The organism is Pseudarthrobacter sp. 01T43, assembly GCF_056398665.1.
The window spans coordinates 15,589-38,100 of record NZ_JBFTPV010000015.1 but is presented as its reverse complement, the minus strand read 5'-3'; the positions used below and the strand labels follow the sequence as shown (position 1 = coordinate 38,100).

Annotated in this window: 21 protein-coding genes; 8 read left to right on the top strand and 13 right to left on the bottom strand. The window is 65.2% G+C overall.

What is annotated here, in order from left to right; all coding sequences use genetic code 11:
• Window positions 1-43: 43 nt before the first annotated feature.
• Entirely contained in the window at window positions 44-826 is a 783-nt protein-coding gene (locus AC1DIM_RS13865; RefSeq protein ID WP_477711079.1) for an alpha/beta fold hydrolase, read from the bottom strand.
• 48 nt (window positions 827-874) lie between these two features.
• Here AC1DIM_RS13865 and AC1DIM_RS13860 point away from each other — a divergent pair, with 48 nt between their 5' ends.
• Window positions 875-1,300 carry a helix-turn-helix domain-containing protein gene (locus tag AC1DIM_RS13860; protein WP_477711078.1) on the top strand — a complete coding sequence of 142 codons (426 nt, stop codon included), beginning with the start codon at window positions 875-877 and terminating at the stop codon, window positions 1,298-1,300.
• Here AC1DIM_RS13860 and AC1DIM_RS13855 read toward each other — a convergent pair.
• Window positions 1,297-2,514 (bottom strand): PucR family transcriptional regulator, encoded by a 1,218-nt coding sequence (locus tag AC1DIM_RS13855; protein ID WP_477711077.1) that lies wholly within the window; start codon window positions 2,512-2,514, stop codon window positions 1,297-1,299. The genes AC1DIM_RS13860 and AC1DIM_RS13855 overlap by 4 nt on opposite strands.
• A 233-nt stretch (window positions 2,515-2,747) precedes the next feature.
• On the opposite strand from AC1DIM_RS13855, the gene ald reads away from it, so the two are divergent.
• The gene (gene ald / locus AC1DIM_RS13850) at window positions 2,748-3,866 is read left to right on the top strand and encodes an alanine dehydrogenase (RefSeq protein WP_477711076.1); all 1,119 of its coding nucleotides are present in this window, start codon (window positions 2,748-2,750) and stop codon (window positions 3,864-3,866) included.
• A gap of 147 nt (window positions 3,867-4,013) precedes the next feature.
• Here the strand turns inward: ald and AC1DIM_RS13845 are convergent, their stop codons facing one another.
• From AC1DIM_RS13845 to AC1DIM_RS13820, 6 genes are all read right to left on the bottom strand, one after another.
• Complete coding sequence (locus AC1DIM_RS13845) at window positions 4,014-5,072, bottom strand: Gfo/Idh/MocA family protein (RefSeq protein ID WP_477711075.1); 1,059 nt, start codon at window positions 5,070-5,072, stop codon at window positions 4,014-4,016.
• Window positions 5,073-5,201: 129 nt separating this feature from the next.
• Complete coding sequence (locus AC1DIM_RS13840; RefSeq protein ID WP_477711074.1) at window positions 5,202-6,920, bottom strand: ABC transporter family substrate-binding protein; 1,719 nt, start codon at window positions 6,918-6,920, stop codon at window positions 5,202-5,204.
• 49 nt (window positions 6,921-6,969) lie between these two features.
• Complete coding sequence (locus AC1DIM_RS13835; RefSeq protein WP_477711073.1) at window positions 6,970-9,207, bottom strand: ABC transporter ATP-binding protein; 2,238 nt, start codon at window positions 9,205-9,207, stop codon at window positions 6,970-6,972.
• Window positions 9,204-10,178, bottom strand: a complete 975-nt coding sequence (locus AC1DIM_RS13830; RefSeq protein WP_477711072.1) for an ABC transporter permease — start codon at window positions 10,176-10,178, stop codon at window positions 9,204-9,206. Before AC1DIM_RS13830 ends, AC1DIM_RS13835 begins: the two co-directional genes overlap by 4 nt.
• 2 nt (window positions 10,179-10,180) lie before the next feature.
• On the bottom strand, window positions 10,181-11,164 hold the full coding sequence (locus AC1DIM_RS13825; RefSeq protein WP_477711071.1) for an ABC transporter permease: 984 nt from the start codon (window positions 11,162-11,164) through the stop codon (window positions 10,181-10,183).
• Window positions 11,165-11,528: 364 nt separating this feature from the next.
• A complete protein-coding gene (locus AC1DIM_RS13820) occupies window positions 11,529-12,146 on the bottom strand; it encodes a TetR/AcrR family transcriptional regulator (RefSeq protein WP_477711070.1) in 618 nt (205 codons plus the stop codon).
• A 110-nt stretch (window positions 12,147-12,256) separates the two neighbouring features.
• Here AC1DIM_RS13820 and AC1DIM_RS13815 point away from each other — a divergent pair, with 110 nt between their 5' ends.
• From AC1DIM_RS13815 to AC1DIM_RS13795, 5 genes are all read left to right on the top strand, one after another.
• Window positions 12,257-12,826 (top strand): NAD(P)H-dependent oxidoreductase, encoded by a 570-nt coding sequence (locus tag AC1DIM_RS13815; protein WP_477711069.1) that lies wholly within the window; start codon window positions 12,257-12,259, stop codon window positions 12,824-12,826.
• Window positions 12,827-13,095: 269 nt separating this feature from the next.
• On the top strand, window positions 13,096-13,938 hold the full coding sequence (locus AC1DIM_RS13810) for a GerMN domain-containing protein (RefSeq protein WP_477711068.1): 843 nt from the start codon (window positions 13,096-13,098) through the stop codon (window positions 13,936-13,938).
• Window positions 13,939-14,001: 63 nt separating this feature from the next.
• The gene (locus AC1DIM_RS13805; protein WP_477711067.1) at window positions 14,002-15,306 is read left to right on the top strand and encodes an aminotransferase-like domain-containing protein; all 1,305 of its coding nucleotides are present in this window, start codon (window positions 14,002-14,004) and stop codon (window positions 15,304-15,306) included.
• A gap of 52 nt (window positions 15,307-15,358) precedes the next feature.
• A complete protein-coding gene (locus AC1DIM_RS13800) occupies window positions 15,359-15,787 on the top strand; it encodes a universal stress protein (RefSeq protein ID WP_477711066.1) in 429 nt (142 codons plus the stop codon).
• Window positions 15,788-15,939: 152 nt separating this feature from the next.
• A complete protein-coding gene (locus AC1DIM_RS13795; RefSeq protein ID WP_477711065.1) occupies window positions 15,940-16,287 on the top strand; it encodes a hypothetical protein in 348 nt (115 codons plus the stop codon).
• Window positions 16,288-16,305: 18 nt separating this feature from the next.
• On the opposite strand, the gene AC1DIM_RS13790 is transcribed toward AC1DIM_RS13795, so the two are convergent.
• The 5 genes from AC1DIM_RS13790 to AC1DIM_RS13770 form a co-directional block, all read right to left on the bottom strand.
• A complete protein-coding gene (locus AC1DIM_RS13790; RefSeq protein ID WP_477711064.1) occupies window positions 16,306-16,935 on the bottom strand; it encodes a phosphatase PAP2 family protein in 630 nt (209 codons plus the stop codon).
• Window positions 16,928-18,421, bottom strand: a complete 1,494-nt coding sequence (locus tag AC1DIM_RS13785) for a dihydrolipoamide acetyltransferase family protein (RefSeq protein ID WP_477711063.1) — start codon at window positions 18,419-18,421, stop codon at window positions 16,928-16,930. Before AC1DIM_RS13785 ends, AC1DIM_RS13790 begins: the two co-directional genes overlap by 8 nt.
• A 52-nt stretch (window positions 18,422-18,473) precedes the next feature.
• On the bottom strand, window positions 18,474-19,454 hold the full coding sequence (locus AC1DIM_RS13780) for an alpha-ketoacid dehydrogenase subunit beta (RefSeq protein ID WP_477711062.1): 981 nt from the start codon (window positions 19,452-19,454) through the stop codon (window positions 18,474-18,476).
• Window positions 19,454-20,728, bottom strand: coding sequence for a thiamine pyrophosphate-dependent dehydrogenase E1 component subunit alpha (locus tag AC1DIM_RS13775; protein WP_477711061.1), 1,275 nt, complete (start codon window positions 20,726-20,728; stop codon window positions 19,454-19,456). Before AC1DIM_RS13775 ends, AC1DIM_RS13780 begins: the two co-directional genes overlap by 1 nt.
• 149 nt (window positions 20,729-20,877) lie before the next feature.
• Window positions 20,878-21,996, bottom strand: a complete 1,119-nt coding sequence (locus tag AC1DIM_RS13770) for a histidinol-phosphate transaminase (RefSeq protein WP_477711060.1) — start codon at window positions 21,994-21,996, stop codon at window positions 20,878-20,880.
• Window positions 21,997-22,080: 84 nt separating this feature from the next.
• Between AC1DIM_RS13770 and AC1DIM_RS13765 the strand changes: the two genes are divergently transcribed.
• Complete coding sequence (locus AC1DIM_RS13765) at window positions 22,081-22,509, top strand: phage holin family protein (RefSeq protein ID WP_477711059.1); 429 nt, start codon at window positions 22,081-22,083, stop codon at window positions 22,507-22,509.
• The last annotated feature ends 3 nt before the right edge of the window (window positions 22,510-22,512 follow it).

The window sequence follows — 22,512 nt, the reverse complement described above, 5'->3', positions numbered from 1 at the left end:
CCAAGGCGGTCAGCGTCAGGCTATGCGCTTCAGGCGATGCGCGTCAGGCGGAGATGCCGAAGCCGCCCACGGTCCTCGCCCAGCTGGTGATCGCTTCCGCGGTCGGCCCCGTGGCGGTGTGCTGGAAAACGTGGCCATGGCCCGGAATCTCGGTGAGGCTGCCTTGCGGCGCCTGGGCTGCGAGCCGCTGGCACCACTGGCGGCCGGCCACGGGATCCTTGCTGCCACGTAGCACCAGCAGCGGCTGGTTGATTCCCGGAACCCGGGCCTCCAGGGGATACTGCATCATCACGGGCAACTCGGTGAGGTACCAGCGGGGACCAGCCCGGAAGTAGTCGGAAAAGACCAGTGCATTCGCGGACAGGCTCTCACTGAACATGGCATCGCGGGTTAGTGCCAGCGCCTGCCGGGCAACCGACTTGCGGCGTGGGTCCACTACCGGGCCCATCAGCACTGCTCCGGCCACGAGTTCGGGTTCCTGGAGGGAGAGTTCAACGGCGTGCTGGGTGCCCATGGAGTGACCGACCACCACGCAGGACGTCACACCCGCGTCCGAAAGCGCAGCACCGACAAAAGCCGCGTACTCACCCACCGGCACCTGGCGCGTGGGCCTCGGCGCGTCACCGAATCCCGGGAGGTCAAACGAGTAGACGTTGGCCGTCATGGTCAGCTCCCGGTGCAGTCGCGCCAAGTACCGGTGGGAAACGCCGATCCCGTGCAGCAGGACAAAGGTCCGGCGGGATGCCTCGGCGTTAGGCGCCACGGAAGAGTATAGCCGGCCGGTCAGACCGCCGGCTTCGATGTCCCTGCCACCACTAAGTTTCACCCAGCGAGCATACCGCCGGCGCCGGCTGGTGCCGGTTAGGGTGGGGGCATGGCACTGATAGCTCCCCGGATGACTGCCGGCCTGCCGGCGGAGGATGCAAACAAACTGCGGCAGGCACTGGACGGCGGCCACGACATCACCGTCTTCGTGGACGGCACTGTCCACCGGCTGACACCCCAGGCGAGGGACGCCGTCGTCGATCTCCTCAGCCGGTTCGGCCGCGGCGAAGCGGTGACGGTAAGCAGCGTGGAGGAAATGCTCACCACCTCCCAGGCCGCCGAACTCGCCGGAATTAGCCACACATATCTGCGCAACATGACCGATCGCGGCGAGATTCCGGTGGAGTACCGCGGCACGCACCGCCGGATCAGGCTGGCCGCCATCATGGCCTGGCTCGAGCAGCAGAAGCACGGCGAGCAGGCGAAGCAGGCCGGCCAGCCCAATCCGCCCAGGCAGGCCGCCAAAACCAGCTAAATCCGGGGACGAGCCGCCCAGCGGCGCATCTTCAACGCGGCGTGGAGTTCCAGCCGGGGCATGCCCTTCAGCGGGTCCACGCCGAGAAGCTGGCGGATGCGGCCCAGCCGGTTGTAGACGCTGCTGCGGTGAAGATGAAGTTTGGTGGCTACGTCCTGGACGGAGCCGTCGTTGTCGTAAATGAGCTCCAGGACCGGGAGGAGCTCATTGTTCCGGTCGTGGTCCTCCAACATCCGGACGTAGACGGACCCGGTGTCCGTCCAGGCGCTGGCTCCGCCGCCGGCTGATGCCAGCAGCTGGTAGACGCCCGTGGCCCGGCAGTCCACCAGTTCGCCGAGCTGGGGATCAACGGCGGCCGCCTGTGTTGCCTGCCGCGACTGCCTGTAGGCCTCGGCTAGCTCGCGCGGCCGCGCAAACCCCTCACTGATGCCCAGGATGATTCGGTGCACCGGCCGGCCGGAGCGTTTGGCCAGCTCAAGTTGGTAATGGACCAGGACCTGGGCATGGTTGGCGCGTCCCACGGACTCGCTGAACAGCACCACGGAGTGGGTTTCCGTGCCCGCGCTGAACAGCGCCATATCCACCCCCACCGTGGCCTGCAGGGCTGCCGAGCTGTGAATCAGCGTGGACGCAATGGGGTCCGGGCCGCCAGCCCAGCCATCGGCGTCAAGGACCGTCACCACCTGCCACGGACCCTTGCCTTGGATTTCCTTCCAGCCCGCCACGGCGGCCACCGCGTTGGCGTCGCCGGAGCAGGCCGCCAGGAATTCACGTTCACGGCCACGCCTGAACTCAGACTCTGCCGTGTTGGAATCCAGGAGCAGGCCCGAAAGCAACTCGATCTCCCGGGTCACCGCCGGCAGCTGGGAGACGATCGCCGCCGGGTTCTCCTCCGCCGAGTCCTGCTGCACCCAGAGGTAGCCCACACGGAAGCCGCGCACCGTCAAGGGAACGCACACCCGGCCCAGCATGCCCAGGTCAGCATTGGCCGGGATCACTACCGGGCGGACCGCTGTGGCGATGCCATGGGACAACTGCCATGCACTGACGTCCGCCGGCACCCTTTTGCTCAACAGGAAGTTCACCCGGACCTGGTCCGCGTGGGACTGATTGGAGCTGTAGGCGAGCAGGAGGCCGTCCAGGTCTTCCAGCGAAAGCCCGCGCCCAAGTTTCTGGGCCACCTGCTCCACCAGTTCTTCCACATCCTGCTGCATGGGCTAACACTACTGCCCCACGGGTTCTCCGGGCGAACGAACACGAGGCGACACCTGACGCCCTCACGCTAAACATTTGTCGAATCATGAAATCCAAAATCCCCGGAATGACGCGGAAGGTGCGGGCCCGGGACTCAGGATCGCTGTCAGCTGGATCACAGCCGGATTTATTCTTGAATCACAACCTTCCCCGCAATTTCGGACATATCCGGTCCGAGAACATGGAGCCCAAAATGATCATCGGTGTCCCCAAAGAGATCAAGAACAACGAATTCCGCGTCGCCATCACTGCCGCTGGCGTTAACGAGTTCCGCACGCACGGCCACACCGTATTGGTTGAGCGCGGCGCAGGACTTGGTTCGGGGATCACGGATGAGGAATACGCGATCGCCGGCGCAGAGATCGTGGCCGASGCCGAYGACGTCTGGGCMCGCGCYGACATGGTCATGAAGGTCAAGGAACCGATCAAGGCCGAGTACCACCGCTTCCGCAAGGGCCTGATCCTGTTCACCTACCTCCACCTCGCCGCCGAGCCGGAACTGACCCAGGAGCTCATCAACTCCGGCGTCACCGCCATCGCGTACGAGACGGTCCAGGAAGGCCGCACGCTGCCGCTGCTGGCCCCGATGTCTGAGGTGGCCGGACGCCTTTCCGTGCAGGTGGGCGCCACATCCCTGATGGCACCGGCAGGCGGCAAGGGCGTTCTCCTCGGCGGCGTTCCGGGCGTCCGCCCGGCCAAGGTGGTTGTCCTTGGCGCCGGCGTCGCCGGCACCAACGCCGCGGCCATGGCCCTKGGCCTGGGCGCTGACGTGACCATCTTGGACATCAACATCAACCGCCTCCGCGAACTCGACGCCCAGTATGCCGGCCGGCTCAAGACCGTGGCATCGAACAAGTACGAGATCGAAAAGTCAGTGGTGGACGCGGACCTGGTGATCGGCTCCGTCCTGATCCCCGGCGCCAAGGCCCCCAAGCTGGTCAGCAACGAGCTCGTCTCCCGGATGAAGCCAGGCTCCGTGCTGGTGGACATCGCCGTGGACCAGGGCGGCTGCTTCGAGGACACGCACCCCACCACGCACCAGGAACCCACGTACAAGGTGCACAACACCATCTTCTACTGCGTGGCCAACATGCCCGGCGCCGTGCCCAACACCTCAACGTACGCGCTGACCAACGTCACCCTCCGCTACGCCGTGGCACTGGCCAACCTGGGTGTCAGGACCGCCTTCGACCGCGATTCCGCCCTCGCCGCCGGCCTCAACATCGCCGGCGGCCACGTGGCACACCACTCCGTCTCCGAGGCCCACAACCTGCCCCTCGTCGCGGACTGGCACGAGCTCGTTTCGGCCTAGCCCCTAGTCTGCCGTCGGAACGGCAGTCATCCAACGCGTGCTGCTCCTTCATCGCTCTGACGCACGCTTTCTGGATGGCTGCCGTTTCGACGTTCCAGGGTTGAGTTATTACAGAACAGGCGTCGGCCAGGTCGACCACCGGGGACGCTAAGCCAGCGCCCGGGCCTCTTCTATTATTTTTAGGGTCTCGACGGCGTCTGCTGGGCCTACCGGGAGGGGCAGTGCGGAGGCCGTGCCCCCGTCGGCGATTTTTGCTGCGAGGATCCGGTAGAACTCCGGGTAGGCGCCTCGCTCCGTCGGCAGAGCGTCCAGGTGGCCGTCGCGGCCCAGCACTCCAGCCCGTTCCGGCGCCTCAACACCGTATTCTGCGTCAAGCGGCCCGCCGCCGGCCACGATGTACGGCTCCTGGGGGTCCACGCCATGCTTGGTGAAGCCACCGGCCGATCCCAGCATGCGGAACCGCGGTCCCTGCTGGGCGCACAGCATATTCATCGCCAGGTGGCTGAGGACGCCCGACTCGTGCCGCAAGACCACGAACGCGTCATCGTCGGACTTCCCCCCGGGACGGCGGATCTGAAGCTCAGTGTGCACCACCGACGCCGGGCCGAACAGCTGCAGCGCCTGATCGATCAGGTGCGTACCCAGGTCGAACAACACACCGCCGCCGTCCGCCGCCGTGGCACTGGCCTTCCAGGCCTTGGAAACCGCCGGTTGCCAGCGCTCGAAGCTGGACTCGAAGCGCGCCACTTCGCCCAACACTCCCCCGGCCAGGAGTTTGCGGACCGTCAGGAAGTCGCCGTCCCAGCGCCGGTTGTGGAATACCGTGAGTACCCGGCGCAGCTCCTCGGCCAAGGCGATCAGTTCCTGGCCCTGGGCGCTGGTGACGGCGAACGGCTTGTCCACCACCACGTCAAGGCCAGCCTCCAGCGCCGCCTTCGCGAGCGGAAAATGGGTGGCGGGCGGGGTCCCCAGCACCACGAGGTCAAGGTCACCGGCCTGCTCAAGGACATCATCGGCGTCGCGCACTGTTTTGACGCCCGGGTACCGCTGTGTCGCCGCAGCCTGCCGGCCGGCGTCGGACGTGGCAATAATGTCGAGCGAGTAGCGGGGGTCCGCGGCAATGAGCGGCGCATGGAAGACGCTCCCCGAGAGGCCATAGCCGACGACGGCGGTCCGGATGGTGCGTTCAGGTTCAGTCGAGGTCATAGGCAGTACCGTACCCCGGACGCTCTCGCAGTTAATGTGCCTTAAGACCAAACGCTCTCTCACTCCCCGCGGATGACGGGCCGGGAGTGAGAGAGCGTTGGGGAAAAACCCACGTTAAGTGAGAGAGCGTTACTTCTTCTGCCAGCCCAGCGTGCTCCAGTCCGGAACCTGGGACAGGCTCTGGAACAGGGACGGGCCATAGTTGGCCAGGCCGGTGCGGACGAACGAGATCTGCGGGCCGTTCATCACCACACCCATGGAGAAGTACTTCGCCATGTGCTCCTTCTCGACGTCCATCGCTGCCTTGTTGCGGGCAGCGTTGTCCTCGATGGAGGCCAGATCGGCGATCTTCTTATCCAGTTCAGGGTCGCCCAGCTTGTTCTCGTTGACCTTGGAGTCGTAGTACTGCTTGACGGCGTCGGTGGCGTCCGGTCCAACCGTGTAGCCGGAGATGCTCAAATCGAACTCGCGGGCGCCCAGGACCTTGCCGAAGTCAGCGGAGGCGCGCTGGTCGATTCCCACGTCCATGCCGCCGGCCTTGAGCTGGTTCTGGAGGGTCTGCGCGAAGGCCAGGGTGGTGGGGTCGTCGCCGAAGTTGCTGATCTTGAAGGCCGCCGGCTTGCCGTCCTTCTCCATAATTCCGCTGGCGTTTGCGGTGTAGCCGGCGTCGGTGAGGACCTTCTTGGCAGCGTCCGGGCCGGTTTCCTTGACGGGGTAGTTGTCCTGGTAGTAGGCGGAGAAGGGCAACAGCATCATGGAACCGGAGCTGGGCTCCTCCCAGTTCAGCCCGTTGAAGCGCACCTTGCGGAGGGCCTCACGGTCCACGGCCGCGAAGATCGCCTTGCGGACGGCCACGTCCGAAATTCGCTGAGCGTTGATGTTCATGCCGCCGGCGAAAAGCCGCTGGCCGCGGCGGATGTCGGAGTCCTTGGTGCCCTCAAGCTGCTTGTAAAGGGAAATCGTGTTTGCTGACATTGCGTCAATCTCGCCGTTTTTGAAGGCCGCGATCTGGGCGCTGGTCTCAAGCTGGCGGAACACTACTTTTTCAAGGACCGGTTTGGCGCCCCACCACTTGTCGTTGGGAACCAGGCTAACCGTCTTGGCTGCGGTGTCGTACTGCTCCACCTTGAACGGACCGGCCATCCACTCCGGATGCATTTCACCGGAGAAACCTTCGTTGAAGATTGCCGGGGTGTTCACTGCCGGGTGAATCAGGCCAAAGAAGAGCGCGTCCAGCGGGTATACCGGCTGCTTGAGCTTGACGATGACTTCCTTGGGGCTGCTGCCCGCCTCCACAGACTCAACAAATTCGTAGGCACCGGAGCTGACAATGTCGTAGCCGGCATCCGGGCTCTTCAGGACGTTCCACGTGTTCTGGAAGGTCTTGACATCAATCGGGGTGCCGTCGTTAAAGGTGGCCTTGTCATTGACCTTGATGGTGATGGTCTGCTTGCCGTCCACCACCTTGCTGTCCACGGACTCGCAGAAGTCCTTGTTGGGGGTGGACTTGCCCTCGAAGTCGACCTTCCAGCAGCCGCCGATGCCGCCGCCCGTCACGGCAACGGGGTTGATCGAGGCCATCAACGCCGAGTTGTCGGAGCTGTTGCCGTTATTGGAGAAGCCGTTGAAGTCCGGCCCAATGTTGCCCAGCGGCAGGGTGACCTTGCCGCCCTGCTCAAGATCTGCGGCTGGCTTTTCGTTGATGCTGATGAGCTTGGACAGATCGCTGCCCGATTCCTGCCCCTTGGCCGTTTCCGGGCCGGTGGGGGTGCCCCCACCGCCACAGGCCGTCAGCGTCAGGGCTGCGGCAATGGCCGCGGCTCCGCCGATCCTGGTCAGATTCCTCATAGTTTTCCCTTCATAGGTGCGGGTGGTGCTTGTGATGGGTATGTAAAACCTAGGGCGCATGGGGGTCCGCTGTTTCGTGGACCACCAGCATGTCCTCGTCCAGTTCGCCGTCCGGGAAGAAGCAGGCGAACTGCTGGTCCAGGGCAGCCGCGGGGCCGGCTTCCAGGACCTGCACTGCCTGCGATGGCCGGACCGCTTCGAGCGGCGGCTCAAGGGTAAGGCACTTTTCCTGCTTCGCCGCGGGAAGCGCCGCGAAAACGGGGCACCGGGTGGCAAAGTTGCAGCCCTTGGGTGCATCCAGCGGGGACGGGAGGTCGCCCTTCAGGATGATCCGCTCCCTGGTGCGCTCGAACTGCGGGTCCGGAACGGGGATGGCGGACAGCAGGGCCCGGGTGTACGGGTGGCGGGGGTTGTCAAAGACCCGATGCACCTCGCCGATTTCCACAATCTTGCCGAGGTACATCACTGCCACCCGGTTGGAAATGTGCCGGACCACCGAGAGATCGTGCGCCACCATGAGGTAGCTGAGGCCGAGTTCGGCGCGGAGCTTGTCCAGCAGGTTGATGACACCGGCCTGCACGGACACGTCCAGCGCGGACACGGGTTCGTCCAGGACCACCAGTTTCGGGTTCACGGCGAGGGCCCGGGCAATGCCCACCCGCTGGCGCTGGCCACCGGAGAACTGGTTGGGGAAGCGGTTGACGTGGTCTGGCTGCAGCCCCACGAGCTTCATCAGTTCCATGATGCGCTTCCTGATGGCCTTCTTGTCCATGCCCGCGGTCTGGAGCGGTTCGGACAGGACCTCATAAACCGTGAAGCGGGGATCCAGCGCCCCCGTGGGGTCCTGGAAGACCATCTGCATCTCCCTGCGCATGGCGCCCTTGGCCTTGGCATCGACGGCCTGCTTGTTGCTAATCCCGCCGATGACCACCTCGCCGTCCTGGTCCTTGTGGAACTCCATGATTTCCAGGAGGGTGGTGGTTTTCCCGGAGCCGGACTCCCCCACGATGGAGAAGCACTCGCCCTCCCGGATGTCGAAGCTCAGGCCGTCCACAGCTTTCACCGTGCCGATGCGCCGCTTGAGGAGGGCGCCCTTGGTCAGCGGGAAGTGCTTCCGGACGTCCTTGAGTTCCAGGACAGTCGAGCGTTCGCCGCGGGGGATGGCGTCAAACCGGGACACGGAAACCGGCGGCGCCGAGAAGATCTCGAGGACGTTGACATCTCCGCCGAGTTCTTCTGACCTGATGCAGGCCGCCTTGTGCGCGGCGTCGCCGGCGGCCGGCAGCAGCGGGGGTTCCCCGGTCAGGCAGGCGTCGGTCACCAGCGGGCACCGGGGGGCGAAGGAGCAGCCGGTGGGGGTGTGGAGCAGGTTGGGCGGGATGCCGTCGATCGGCACTAGCGAGGATTTCTCCGCCACGTCGACCCTGGGGACAGCCCCGAGCAGGCCCATGGTGTAGGGCATCCGGGGATTGTAGTAGATGTCGTCCACGCTGCCGGTTTCCACCGGCTTTCCCGCGTACATGACCATGATGTCATCGGCGATTCCAGCCACCACGCCAAGATCGTGCGTGATCATCACGACGGCGGCGCCCGTCTCCTCCTGCGCGGTATGCAGCACTTCAAGCACCTGGGCCTGGATGGTGACGTCCAGGGCCGTCGTCGGCTCATCCGCGATCAGCACCCGCGGGTTGTTGGCGATGGCGATGGCGATCATCACGCGCTGGCGCATGCCGCCGGAGAACTCGTGCGGGAAGGCCTTGAGCCGGTTCTTCGGACTGGGGATGCCCACCATGGCCAGCAGTTCGACGGCGCGGGCTTCCTTTGCCAGTTTGCTCATGCCGGGGTTGTGGATGGTGAGGGCCTCGGTGATCTGGGCTCCCACCGTGTAGACCGGGGTCAGGGAGGACAGCGGGTCCTGGAACACCATGGCGATGTCGTTGCCGCGGTGGGCGCACATGGCCTTGTCGCTCAGGCCCAGCAGTTCCTGCCCCTTGAGCCGGACGGAGCCGGAGATCTCCGCGGTGGACGGCAGCAGGCCCATGACGGCCAGTGACGTGACCGACTTGCCGGAACCGGACTCCCCCACGATCCCCAGGGTCTTGCCGGGCATCAGGTCGAAGTCAACGCCGCGGACAGCGTGCACTGAGCCGTTTTCGGAGTTGAAGCTGACGTTCAGGTCCCGGACGGACAGCACAGCGTCCGACGGCGAGTGGAGGCCTGCGATGTGCAGCCGCTCGGCTGTTGCCCCGGCCGGGTCAGCCGGTCCGATGGTGGTTTCGTTGCTCATTTGCCGGTCCTCTGTCCGCTCTTCTTTTTCGCCCGGCCAACGGAACTGGAGCTGGGGTCGAACGCGTCACGCAGGCCATCGTTCATCATCGCCAGGGATCCCGTGAGCAGGAACATCACCGTCAGCGGAACCCAGAACATCCAGGGAAAGGTCTGGACCTGGGACGTGGCCCCGCCGATCAGCACGCCCAGGCTGACATCGGGAACCTTGATGCCGATGCCGATGAAGGAGAAGGCCACCTCCGCGAGAATGGCGCCAGTGACGCCGCGCGTGATGTCCAGGACAAGCAGCGAACCGATGTTGGGAACCAGGTGCCGCCAGACGATCCTGCGGGGCGGGACGCCCATGTACTGGGCGGCCTTGACGAAGTCACGCTGCATGAGCGACATGGACAGCGAGCGGATCAGCCTGGCCGTGCCCATCCAGCTGAAGACCAGGAGCACGATGATCAGCAGGAGCCAGCTGGGGAGGTTCTTTTTCAGCGTGTCACCGCCGCCGCTGGTGGCTACTGCCACCACCAGCAGGGCCGGCATCATGATGAGCGCCTCCAGGAAGAAGAGCATCACCTTGTCCACTTTGCCGCCGAAGTAGGCCATGGTGCAGCCGTACACGGCCGCGATCAGGACGGACACGAGGCCCACAATCAGGCCGATGAGGATGGAGATGCGGGTCCCCTCCACGGTCATGGCGTAAAGATCGATGCCTGCCTGGGAGGTGCCCAGGAAGTGGTCCATGGAGGGCGGCATGCCAATGTTGAAGGGGTCGATGGATTCTTTGTTCCACGGCGTGAAAAAGCCGCCGACGAAGGAGAAGACGGTCAGGGCCAGGAAGATCGCCAGACCTGCGACGGCCGTCCTGTTCCGCATGAAACGGCGGAAGATGATGGTGGACTTGGCGATTACCGCGTCGGCGCTCTCCAGGTGGGCGTCCTGCGCGACGGCTGCCGCATCAACGGCGTTGAGGTTGGTCATGGCTACTGCACCCGCACTCTCGGGTCAACAAGCGTGGTGGCGAAGTCCGCGAGGATGGCACCGATGGCAAAAATGACCGAGCCGTAGGCCAGGGTGGCCGTTGCGGCGTTGACGTCCTGCAGCGCAATGGAGTCAATGCTCCACGAGCCCACGCCGGGCCAGGCAAAGATCTTCTCGGCGAAGAAGCCGCCGGCGAAAATGGCCGGGACGGTGAAAGCAATGCTTTGGGCCACGGGGATGAAGGAGACCCGGAGGGCATGCCGGGAAATGGCCTGGTTGCGGGTCAGCCCCTTGGCCCGGGCGGTGCGGACAAAGTCTGCGTTGACGTTGTCCAGCAGGTACTGCCGCTGCGCGATCTGGTACGAACCCCACCCCACCAGCGTGATGGCGATGGTAGGCACCGCATAGTGCGCCAGCATGTCAACGAACTGCGCCCATCCTCCTGCCATGCCCGGCGTGGAGATGCCGGTGACGAAGAAGATGCGCTGACCGACGGTCTCGTTGATGTTGATGGCGCCGAGCTGCACCAGGAAGTACGCGATGGGTGCAGGCACGATGTACGCGAGGTAGCTGTAGGAGGTGATCACCCGGTCCTGGAACTTGTACTGGCGGGCGGCCGAGTAGACACCGAGGGCGACGCCGATGACGAGCGTCAGGATGATGGCAGCGAGGAACAGCCTGGTGGAGATCCAGACGCGGTCGCCGAACTCGGCATTGATGAAAGCGCCGTTGGGGCTGCGTCCCCAATCCCACCGCGTGACGATCCCGGTAAGCCAATCAACGTAGCGTTCCCATGGATTGAGATCCGGGTCCAGCCCCTTTAGGCGCATGGAATTGGCGACCTGCTCCGGGGTGGGGCGGGGAATCCGCTCCTGTTCCAGGAGGGCCGGCTTGAGGGAACTGACCGCCAGGAAGTATCCGGCCGAAGTGGTCAGGAAGATCATAAAAACGTAAGTGATGCCGCGTTTGGCAAGGTACCGGAGCATATGGCGTCTACTTCAGGCTCGAGGCCGCCGCCTGGACTGCGCAAGAACATCCCAACAGATAGCCCCGGGTTGGCAACGGAGTGTTTGCCTTGACTGCATCCATGTTCCAGATCCTTCCGATTTCCCGGCCACCCCGCGGGTCTCGCGGCTCCCGGGTGTCCACCAGCGCATCGCTGGCCTCCAGCGACCGTCGCAGGCATGCCCGGGTAGTGGACTATGTTGCGGGTCACATTCCAGAGGAAACTACCACATAGACGGGCCGGGAAAGGCGCCAATTCCCGGAAACCGCCGGCCCCGTATCAGATCGTTATGAATAATTCAGGGGAAGCGATTTGACTGGACGATGACCGCGAATGTGGCTATTCTAACGGCCGCCGACAACACGCGTGACAAGTTCACGCCACGTGGACGTGAGGCGCTCGGGCGCCAACCCCTGCACCCGGACGGCATGCAGCAGCCGCTCCGGGTCAAGGGTGGAAATGAGCGTCATGGCCATCAGTGCAGGGTCCGCCTGCATGCCTTCATCCCGCAGCAGGACTTCGACGTGGCGCTGCCACAGCAGTGCCGCCGGCACTTCATACCTGCTCTGCGCTGAACTCTCAGCAGCGCGCACCAGATCCCCATGCTCCAGGACGTACGCGATCCGCGCCGAGCCAAACGCGATCAGCCGCTCCAGGCCTCGAGCCCCGGGGCCCAGCGGTGGCGGACCAAACATAAACCGGGCCTGGAACGCGGCTTCGGAATCGCTAAGCAAGGTCATCATCAGGCCGGTCCGGCTGCCGAACCTGCGGAAGACGGTTCCCTTGCCCACCCCGGCCCGCTCGGCCAGCCCGTCCATGGTGAGGGCGTCCACACCGCATTCTGCGATCAGTTCGCGCGCCGCACCCAACAGACGCTCCCGGTTCCGCGCCGCATCACTCCGCTCAGCGGCGGGGCCGGCCAGCATTCCGGGCAGCAGTGGGATGTAAGTCACAGTCCACATCCTAGCCGCTGGGAATAATAATCGGACCGCGGTCCGTTTAGTCCTCAGAGGCAACAAAGCCCCCTTCCACCGGCCGACGGCCCAGCCCCGGCCCGACTACAGGAGTTCGCATGTCAAAGAGCACCGTCCTTACCCTTGTTGGCAGCCTGCGCGCCGGATCCACGAACCAGAAGCTGGCAGAGGCCATTCAGCTCAACGCTCCTGACCAGGTTGACGTTGTCATCCACGAAAGCCTGGGCAACATCCCGTTCTACAACGAGGACATCGACGTCGAGGGCCAGGTCCCCGCTGCCGCCGCCGCCCTTCGCGCTGCTGCCAACGAAGCCGACACCGTCCTCCTGGTGACCCCGGAGCACAACGGAACCGTTCCGGCGTCCCTGAAGAACGCCATCGACTGGCTGTCCCGCCCCTTCGGCGCCGGCGCGCTCTCCGGCAAGCCCACCGCCGTCGTCGGTACCGCATTTGGCCAGTTCGGCGGCGTGTGGGCCCAGGACGAAGCCCGCAAGGCTGTCGGCATCGCCGGCGCCCAGGTCCTGGAGGACGTCAAGCTGGCTGTCCCCGGCTCCATGGTCCGGTTCGCAGAACTGCACCCGAAGGACGACGCCGAGGTTGTCGAGCAGATCAAGGGCGTCTTCGACGCGATCACCGCAGCACGGCCGGCAGCCCAGCCCGCAGCGTAAGGCTGCCGCTGGCGCGAGCCGGCGATATTGCCACCACGATGCCCCGGACACCGCAAGGTGCCTGGGGCATCCGTCTGCCTAACGTGTTTTTGTTATCGCACTGGCCTCCGCCGGCGCCAGCGTGACCAACTCTTGGCCCAACCGGTACCGGTCGGACATTCTCAAGACCGGGAGACCGCCGTAGCGTTAATCGCACAGTGCAGCGGCCAACTGCACGGTGGCCAACTGCACGACTGCACGGCATGCAGGGTGATGGGAACGCGGCGGACATGGCAGGCATCTGGAGGGCCGGGGGGCTTGCGGCGACGACGGCGGCGCTGACGCTACCGCTTTGCCTCGGCGCCTGCGCTCCCGGCTCCGCTCCTTCCGGAGGTGGCGTCCCCGCCGGGGCCACCGCGATTGAACCCACGGAGACGCCCGGAGCAGTTCCCGTCCCGGCCCCCCAGCCGCAGGCACCTCCCCCGCCGGAGGCAGCGTCGGCTGAAGCCGGAACCGCGCCGCCCGCAGCGCAACAGTCCCCGACGCAACAGTCCGCTGCACCCACCGGCCGCGGGGGAGCTTCGGAATCCGGAATCAGCAGCGCTCCGGTGCCCGGCGCAGGGGCAGGACCGGGCGCGAACGCCTCCATTGCACCAAAGCCGTCGCCGACATCTGAGGCCTCCGCCCCGCCGCCAGCCATGCCATCCGCGCGTCCGCCTGCCGGGCAGGCCACCTCCAAGCCGGTAACCGCGTACTACGTACTGCTTGACGACGGCGGCGCGAGGGGTGTGCGTTTTGGCTGCAATGACAGCCTGGCCGGGGTCCGCCGGCCTGCTGCAGGCCCGGCCGAACCGCTGGCCGCCGCCATGAACGCCTTGCTGGACGGATCCGCCGAGCCTGCGCCCGGACTATACAACGCCCTGTCGGCCTCGAACCTGACGTTCCTGTCCGGTACGTTCGACGGCTACACCGTTACGGTCTACCTCGCCGGCGCACTCCGGGCCGGCGGGGTGTGCGATGTCCCCCGGGTCGAGGCCCAGCTCACGCAAACCGCGGTGGCGTCAGTCGGCGCCATCCGCGCGGAGGTCTACGTCAATGGTGCGGGACTGGCCGACGCCCTCAGCCTCAAGTGACGCCGTCGGCATTTCGGCAACAGATGTTGCCCTATTAGCAACACGCGGCTGTATCCTGAGGATGTGACCCACGAAACGCTTGACGCAGCAGCAGCGCCGCTTCCAGCCGAAGCCATTGACGCCATCGAGCGCGCGGCTACGTCCGCCCACCGCTCGGCCCATCCGCACGAGGCACTCTTTTCCGAACGCGCAGCCAATATTAAGCAATCAGCCGTCCGGGACGTTTTCGACATCTCCCTGCGCCCGGGGCTGGTGTCCCTCGCCGGGGGCAGCCCCTACCTGCAGTCCCTTCCCTTGGAGCGCTTGGCGGCCACTGCTGCCGGCATCATCGCCAACGACGGCCTGACCGCCCTGCAATACGGCGGCGGCCAAGGCACGGAAGAACTGCGCACCCAGATCTGCGAGGTGATGGCCGCCGAGGGAATCCTGGACGCCCTTCCGCGGAACGTGGTGATTACCGCCGGCTCCCAATCAGCCCAGGACGTGGCCACCAAGGTCTTCTGCAATCCCGGGGATGTGGTTTTGGTCGAGAACCCCACATACGTGGGAGCCCTGAATACGTTCGAGGCCTACCAAGTGGAGGTCGCCACCGTTGAGATGGACGACGACGGCCTGGTGCCCGAGCTGTTGGAGGCCAAGATCGCGGCGCTTCAGACCGCCGGCAAACGGATCAAACTCCTCTACACCATTCCCAACTTCAACAACCCCTCCGGAATTACGTTGGCCGCGGAACGCAGGCAACAGGTCGTCGATATATGTCGCAAGGCGAATATTATCGTGCTAGAGGACAACCCGTACGGACTCCTCCGTTACCAGGGCCAGCCGCTGGAGCCCCTCCGCGCAGCAAATCCCGCCGACGTGATCTACCTGGGATCCTTTTCCAAGATCTTTGCCCCGGGCCTGCGTATCGGCTGGGCCCTGGTGCCTGAACACCTCCAGCGGCGCTACTACCTGGCCTCGGAGTCCGTCACCCTGTGCCCGCCGGCGCTTAACCAGATGCTGGTGTCCGCCTACCTGCGGGACTACGACTGGAAGGGCCAGATAGAAACCTACCGGGGCCTCTACGCAGAACGGTGCGCGGCGATGCTGGCCGCCCTCGAAACACACATGCCCCCAGGCGCCAGCTGGACCAGACCCGAGGGCGGCTTCTTCGTGTGGGTCACGCTGCCCGAAGGCGTGGACACTTACCCCTTGCTGAAGCAGGCCATCGACGCCGGCGTCGTATTTATCCCGGGGGCCGCTTTCACTCCGTCCGATGAACCCTCCAACAAGCTGCGGCTGGCCTTCAGCGCGGTTCCACCGGCCGCCATCGACGAGGGCGTCCGACGACTGGCCGGCGTGCTGCGGGAAAGCCTCGCGGCGTTGTAACGTAGGCCAGACTGAGTACGGCCAACTTCACCTCTAGCAAGGAGTGCAAAGCATGAGCGGAATTATTGTTGTCGGCGTTGACGGCAGCGGAACTGCCAAGAAGGCTGCCGAATCGGCCCGGGATCTGGCAGTCGCCACCGGCGCCTCGCTGCACGTGGTCTCAGCGTTCGACAGCGACCGCACCGAAGTTTTCGGCTCAGGCAGCGATCGATGGATCGTTTCCGACGCCGACGGGGCCGAGCAGGTGGCCAAAACCGTGGCAGAATCCCTCGCCGGCACCGTTGCGGTGACCTACTCTGCCGCCCGCGGCAAGCCGGCAGAAGCCCTCATCAACGAAGCCGAACGCCTGGGCGCCCGCATGATCGTGGTGGGAAACCGCCGAATGCGCGGCATAGGCCGCGTGCTCGGCAGCGTCGCCAACAGCGTGGCGCACAACGCAACCTGCGACGTCTACATCGCCAACACCTACGACGCCGACTGACCAGCCACCGGACACCATGCACCGTCCTGAGGGGCCGTGCATGGTGTCCGTTCTCACCCCTTTTAGGCCAGATTCGGCCAGCCCCGGGCGATAAAATGGAAGTGCCCTCAACGGAGCGGACAACCACTCTCCACTTCAGCAAAAGGGGCCCCTTGCTTACTCTTCAGCGCCGCCAACTTGTTGGCCACGACATCCTCCTCGCCCGCCACGGCAACCACATCTGCTCAATGCGCGTTGACCGCGGCGCCGGCCGGGTCATTGCGCTCCTGGATGACGGCTCCGTGGACAGCGCACCCAACCTCATCGCACCGAACCTCCGCCTGCCGGACACCATCCGCAGCGTCATGCGCGAGGACTGGAAGTTTTTTGCCGGCATCACCACCGTCGCCGTGATCCTCGGTGGCCTGCTCTTCGGAGCGTCCACTGCCCTGCACGAAACGTGGGCCGGGAACCCCGAAATGGTCGAAATGCTCACGGCTTACTCCGCCTACGCGTACTGACGGCGGCGCGGGCGGCGGCTAGAGGAGCCAGCCCCGCAGGAGCACCCACAGTCCGGCCATCACCAGGCCGCCGAACAGGGAGCCCGCCACCACCTGCGCGAGTGTGTGCGCCCGCAGGACGACTCTGGACCAACCGACGGCGGGTATCAGCACCAGCAGCGGCAGCCACACCGGACCGAGCATCAGCACGGTGATGACTGCCGCCGACGACACTGCGGCCGCGTGCCCGCTGATCTTCCAGAACGGGCTGACGGCGGCCAGCACAACGATGCCTGCCACGATCCCGAGCACCATCACCACGACGCTGCGCGGCGACCCGACAGCGGCCAACACCACCAACCCGGCGATGACGGAGGCCAGCGCCATCAGCAGCACGGGCGCCCGCTGGTGCCGGTCGCTGACGTGGTGGTCCGTGACCTTGCCCAGCCGCACGAGGATGAGCAGCAGGAACAATGGCAGCACACAGACAAAGAGGGCAGCCAGTGCTCCATAGCCAATAGTCCCCGGGAAACCCGGCTCGATCACGGGACTGATGAGTAATTGCAGCGTCACCACGACCGGCGGCTGGAACGCCTCGGTCAGCCACCTGGCGGCCCGGTTTTTGGCACGAATCGCCGCCGGGCCCGGTGCTCTGGAATCCCTAGTCAAGAAGCAGCGCCGGCTCCTCGAGGATCGCCGCGACGTCGGCCATGAACCGGGCGGACAGGTCACCGTCTACCACCCTGTGGTCGAAGGAGCCGCCCAGGGTGGTGATCCAGCGCGGGATGACCTCCCCGTCCAGCACCCAGGGCTTCTGCTTGATGGTTCCGAAGGCCACGATGGCCACTTCGCCGGGGTTGATGATGGGCGTTCCGGTGTCGATTCCCAGCGCACCAATGTTGGTGATGGTTAGCGTGCCACCCTGCATCTCGGCGGGCCGGGTTTTGCCTGCGCGTGCTGTGGTTGCCAGGTTGTTCAGGGCCAGCGCCAGCTCTTTGAGCGAGAGATCCTGTGCGTCCTTGATGTTTGGCACCATGAGCCCGCGGGGAGTCGCTGCCGCGATGCCGAGGTTCATGTAGTGCTTGACCTGGATTTCGGCGGCGTCCGTCCCGTCCACGTTGTCCACCCACGTGGCGTTGACGCTGGGGTTCCGGGCCGCGGCCCAGATCACCGCTTTGGCAAGGATCAGCAGCGGTGAAACCTTGATGCCCTCGAAGTCGCGTGAGGCCTTGAGCCGCTTGACGAATTCCATGGTGCGGCTGGCGTCGACATCAACGAAGATGCTCACGTGCGGAGCCGCGAAAGCCGATTCCACCATGGCCTTGGCCGTTGCCTTGCGGACGCCCTTGACGGGAATGCGTTCTATCCGCTGGTCCTGCGGCTTGCCGGCCTTGCCCCAGAAACCTTCGGCTTGGTCATGTTCGGCGTCACGCTGGGCCTGGTAGCTGACCAGGTCCTCGCGCGTCACTTCGCCGCGGAAGCCTGTGGCCACCACATCGGCGAGGTCGATGCCCAGGTCGCGGGCGATTTTGCGCACCGGCGGCTTGGCGAGGACCCGGTTCACCAGGCCGGTGATGGTTCCGCCGAGGGTGGGCCGGGTATCGACGCCGGCGGTTTGGCCCAGTGCCCGGCCACCGGCGCCTGCCGCATTCCCTTGCCTCCCTGCGAAGACTTCGGCCAGCGTGTGGGGCTGGACAGGCTCGACCTCGGGGTCGTTCACCGACAGGGCAGCGGCCGGAGCCGTTTTCCGGGGGCGGCGCTTGACGGCGTCCGCCTTGGGACCCGATCCCACCAGCGGACCGCCGGCCGGGGCACCACCGGAAGCGTCGCCGTCGTCCGCTGGAAGCTTGCCGTACAGCGGCTGGACCGGTGCGGCCGGAGCAGGGACGTCGGCGGGGGTGGGGTCACCGGAGACGGCATCCGAGACACTGATGATGGCCGTTCCGACGTCGATAGTGACGCCTTCGGTGACCAGCAGTTCGGTGACGGTGCCAGCAAACGGGGACGGCAGTTCAACGAGTGACTTGGCGGTTTCGATCTCACACAGGACGTCGTTAACGGCCACGGTGTCACCGGGCTTGACCTTCCAGGCCACGATTTCCGCCTCGGTGAGGCCTTCGCCCACATCGGGCAGATTGAACTTGTTGAGAGTCATGGTGTCCTCTTTTGCGACGAGTTTTGCGGCGAGCGCAAGCGGGGCGGGGCGCCTAGTAGGCCAAGGCGCGGTCCAGCGCCTCGAGGATTCGGTCGATGCCGGGAAGGTAGTCTTCCTCGACCTTAGCCACCGGGTACGGCATGTGGAAGCCGCCCACGCGAATCACGGGAGCCTCCAGTGAAAGGAAGGCACGTTCGCTGATCCGGGCCGCGATCTCGCCGCCGATACCGCCGAAGGTCGGGGCCTCGTGGGCCACGACGAGGCGGCCGGTCTTCTTGGCGGAGGCGGTGACGGTGTCGAAGTCGATAGGCGAAATGGAGCGCAGGTCGATGACCTCGATGCTGTGACCGTCATCGGCGGCGGCATCAGCCGCGGCAAGCGCCACCGGCACCAGCGGTCCGTACGCAACGACGGTGGCGTCGGTGCCCTCGCGGAGCACGTGCGCCTTGAACGGATCGGCGGACGCACCGGGAGACTCGGTGTCAACCTCGCCCTTGAGCCAGTAGCGGCGCTTCGGTTCGAAGAAGATGACGGGGTCCTGGCACTCCACGGCCTGCCGGATCATCCAGTACGCGTCATGGGCGTTCGACGGCGTGATGATCCGCAGGCCGGCCGTGTGGGCGAACAGTGCTTCCGGCGACTCCGAATGGTGCTCAATTGAACCAATGCCGCCGCCGTAGGGGATGCGGACCACCACGGGAACTGTGAGGTTTCCGTTGCTCCGGGCGTGCATCTTGGCCAGCTGGGTGGTGATCTGGTTGAAGCCGGGGAACACAAAACCGTCAAACTGGATCTCGCAGACGGGCAGGTACCCGCGCAGGGCCAGGCCGATGGCGGTGCCGATGATGCCGGATTCTGCCAGCGGGGTGTCCACCACCCGGTCCGCGCCGAACTCCGCCAGTAGGCCGTCGGTAACGCGGTAGACGCCGCCCAGCGCACCGATGTCCTCGCCCATGAGCAGCGAACGGGGGTTGTTGTCCAGGGTGGCGCGCAGGCCCTCGTTAATGGCCTTGGCTATGGTCATGGTGGTCATCAGCGGGCCACTCCTGTCGCTGCTTCATCGTCTGCTGTGCCTGCGGACGCGGGGAGGCCGGCTTGTGCTTCGTCAGCGAAGCCGGCGCTGTACTCCTCGAACCAGGCCAACTCCTCCGCCACCAGCGGATGGGCCTCGACGTACGTATTGGCGAAGGCGGTCCGGATGTCCGGGGTCTCGAGGTCGTGCGTTGTTTTGCGCACATAGGTGGCGAGTTCATCGCCGTCGGCTTTGACCTGCGCGAAGAAGGCGTCGTCCGCCAACCCCTGGCCGCGGAGGTACTTTTCCAGGCGGTCGAGCGGATCTTTGGCCCGCCACAGGGTTTCCTCGGAGGATTCCCGGTACTTTGTGGGGTCATCGGCCGTTGTATGCGCGCCGACCCGGTAAGTAAAGGCCTCGATCAGCACCGGACCGTGGCCCTCCCGGGCCTGCTCCAGGGCCCATTCGGTCACGGCATGGACAGCGATGACGTCATTGCCGTCCACGCGGATGCCCGGGAAACCGTAGCCCTTGGCCCGGTTGGACAGCGGAATGCGAGTCTGCACGGTGCTGGGCACCGAGATGGCCCAGTGGTTGTTCTGGCAGAAGAACACCACTGGTGCGTCGTAGGAGGCAGCGAACACCATGGACTCGTGGACGTCGCCTTCGGAACTGGCGCCGTCGCCGAAATACACCATGACTGCAGCCTTGGGCTCGGCCGAGTCGGCCCCCGCTCCGGCCGCCGCGGCCGCGAGCTTCTGGTCCCGCTGGATTCCCATGGCATAGCCGACGGCGTGCGGGGTCTGCGCGGCGAGGACAAGCGTATAGAGGTGGAAATTGGTGTCTTTAGGGTTCCAGCCACCGTTGGAGACGCCGCGGAACTGGCGGAGGAGTTCGGCGAGGTCCACGTTGCGCGTCAGGGCCACCCCGTGTTCGCGGTAGGTGGGGAAGATGTAGTCCTGCGGCTGGCTGGCACGTCCCGAGCCGATCTGCGCCGCTTCCTGGCCGGTCAGCGGGACCCAGAGCGCCAGTTGGCCCTGGCGTTGGAGCGCAGTGGCCTCCACATCAAAGCGGCGGATCTTGGCCATGTCGGCGTAAAAGCCACGGAGTTGTTCCGCGTCCAGCCGGTCCGCGTACGCCGAGAAAACCGGGTCGGTGCCCAGCGTTCCGTCAGGCGCCAGCAGTTGCACCATGGGCTCGGCGGGTCCGCCGAGGCGGGCCTCGGCTTCGGCCTCAAGCTGGTCGTCTACCGCTGTTTCGTCGAACTCGGTGGAGGGCAAATGTGTGGCGCCCATACCGTCTCCTTGCTTGCCGCATGCGGATGCGATGCAATGTCGCTGGGATATATGCCACTTACGGAATGCATTCCATGTCCGGCATATATATTGGCTTACTGATCCTTACTTTATCTTCAGTAGGTCCTTGTCCAAGCGCACGTTAAGCGCTAGGAACGCCGTGGCGGCTTTGTATAGTTCGCACAGAGCGTCAGGAACCGGCTGTTCGCCTCCGGTTCCCCGATGCTGACACGAACACCCTCGTCGCCAAACGCACGCACCGAGAGCGCCTGCTCCCCCGCCAGCGCAGCGAATTCCGCACTGTTGCCGCCGAGGCCCAGCCAGACAAAGTTGCCCTGCGCCTCAGGAACAGACCAACCCAGCTCCCGCAGCCCTGCTGTAACCCGGTCACGCTCGTCCACGATGCTTTGTACCCTTTCTACAACCTGGGCATAATTCTGCAGGGAAACAATCGCGGCCTGCTCGGCGATCTGTGACACGGCGAAAGGTGTCGCGGCCACCCGCAGGTACTTGGTCAGGCCGGGGTTTGAGACGCTGTACCCCACCCTCAGGCCTGCGAGTCCGTGGGCCTTGGAAAACGTCCGGAGCACCACCACGTTGGGGTACCTGCGGTACAGGCCGATGCCGTCCACTGCGTCCTCCGCGCGAACGAACTCCTGGTAGGCCTCATCAATGACCACCACAACGTCAGACGGGACGGACCGGATGAACCGTTCCGTTTCGGCGGTAGTCAGGATGGGGCCGGTCGGATTATTCGGCGTGCAGAGCAGGATCACCCTGGTGCGAACCGTGACGGCCGCCGCCATCGCTGCGAGGTCATGGCGTCCGTCGGCCAGCAGGGGAATGCGGACGTTTTCCGCACCCGCCAGGCCAACGCTAATGGGGTAGGCCTCGAAGGAGCGCCACGCGTAGATCACTTCGTCGGCTTTGCCGTCGTCGTTCTGCCCCGCGAAGGTGGAAAGGAGCTGGTTGAGGGCACCGAGGCTTCCGGCGCCGGTGACGATGTCATCCGCAGGGACGTCCAGGAACTCGGCGAGCGCTCCACGCAGCTTGCTGCTGAGGGGGTCCGGATAACGGTTGAAGTCCGTCTGGCCTGCGATGGCCGCCAGCACTGCCGGGAGCGGCGGCAAGGGGTTCTCATTGGAGGAAAGTTTATAGCTGGCCAGCCCGTCCACGGCGACAGGGGGCTTTCCTGCAGCGTAGCGGGGAAGCCTGCCGACCACGGGGCGGGGCCGGATTTCCCCGGGCAGGATCTCTGATGACGTCATGCAAACTAGCCTACTTCTCCCGAAGAGGGGCGGAGCCGGTCCTCTGCCTGCGGAGCCCACAGGGCGGTGTGACAGCATAAACCCATGCGCTCCTTTATTGTTCGGGTCCTGATCAACGGGCTGGCCCTCTGGATTGCCAGCTGGATTTTGCCGGGCCTTGATATCTCCACGTCTGCCACGACCGAGGCCGTGGCCACCACGGGCGTAACGCAGGGCACGGAGACCATCGGCATCATCCTGGCCTACTTGTTCATTGGACTGATTTTCGGCGTGGTGAACGCGTTTGTCCGTCCCCTGGTCAGTTTCCTGTCCCTGCCCATCACCATCCTCACCCTGGGCTTGTTTACGATCGTCATTAACGCCGCCATGCTGTACCTGACGTCATGGCTCAGCAGCTACACGCCGGTGCATTTCACCATCGACTCGTTCTTCTGGACAGCGGTCCTCGCGGCCATCATCATCACCCTCATCTCGCTCGTAGCGGGAAGGGTGCCGGGCGGCGGCAGGCGGTAGCGC

Bases quoted from the DNA above. Each gene is read 5' to 3' on its own strand.
- AC1DIM_RS13800 (WP_477711066.1), top strand. From the start codon at position 15,359: ATGAGCGGAATTATTGTTGTCGGCGTTGACGGCAGCGGAACTGCCAAG.
- AC1DIM_RS13770 (WP_477711060.1), bottom strand. From the start codon at position 21,996: ATGACGTCATCAGAGATCCTGCCCGGGGAAATCCGGCCCCGCCCCGTG.
- AC1DIM_RS13845 (WP_477711075.1), bottom strand. From the start codon at position 5,072: ATGACCTCGACTGAACCTGAACGCACCATCCGGACCGCCGTCGTCGGC.
- AC1DIM_RS13825 (WP_477711071.1), bottom strand. From the start codon at position 11,164: ATGCTCCGGTACCTTGCCAAACGCGGCATCACTTACGTTTTTATGATC.
- AC1DIM_RS13775 (WP_477711061.1), bottom strand. From the start codon at position 20,728: ATGGGCGCCACACATTTGCCCTCCACCGAGTTCGACGAAACAGCGGTA.
- AC1DIM_RS13855 (WP_477711077.1), bottom strand. From the start codon at position 2,514: ATGCAGCAGGATGTGGAAGAACTGGTGGAGCAGGTGGCCCAGAAACTT.
- AC1DIM_RS13785 (WP_477711063.1), bottom strand. From the start codon at position 18,421: ATGACTCTCAACAAGTTCAATCTGCCCGATGTGGGCGAAGGCCTCACC.
- AC1DIM_RS13820 (WP_477711070.1), bottom strand. From the start codon at position 12,146: ATGTGGACTGTGACTTACATCCCACTGCTGCCCGGAATGCTGGCCGGC.
- AC1DIM_RS13860 (WP_477711078.1), top strand. From the start codon at position 875: ATGGCACTGATAGCTCCCCGGATGACTGCCGGCCTGCCGGCGGAGGAT.
- AC1DIM_RS13835 (WP_477711073.1), bottom strand. From the start codon at position 9,207: ATGAGCAACGAAACCACCATCGGACCGGCTGACCCGGCCGGGGCAACA.
- AC1DIM_RS13765 (WP_477711059.1), top strand. From the start codon at position 22,081: ATGCGCTCCTTTATTGTTCGGGTCCTGATCAACGGGCTGGCCCTCTGG.
- AC1DIM_RS13815 (WP_477711069.1), top strand. From the start codon at position 12,257: ATGTCAAAGAGCACCGTCCTTACCCTTGTTGGCAGCCTGCGCGCCGGA.
- AC1DIM_RS13840 (WP_477711074.1), bottom strand. From the start codon at position 6,920: ATGAGGAATCTGACCAGGATCGGCGGAGCCGCGGCCATTGCCGCAGCC.
- AC1DIM_RS13780 (WP_477711062.1), bottom strand. From the start codon at position 19,454: ATGACCACCATGACCATAGCCAAGGCCATTAACGAGGGCCTGCGCGCC.
- AC1DIM_RS13830 (WP_477711072.1), bottom strand. From the start codon at position 10,178: ATGACCAACCTCAACGCCGTTGATGCGGCAGCCGTCGCGCAGGACGCC.
- AC1DIM_RS13810 (WP_477711068.1), top strand. From the start codon at position 13,096: ATGGCAGGCATCTGGAGGGCCGGGGGGCTTGCGGCGACGACGGCGGCG.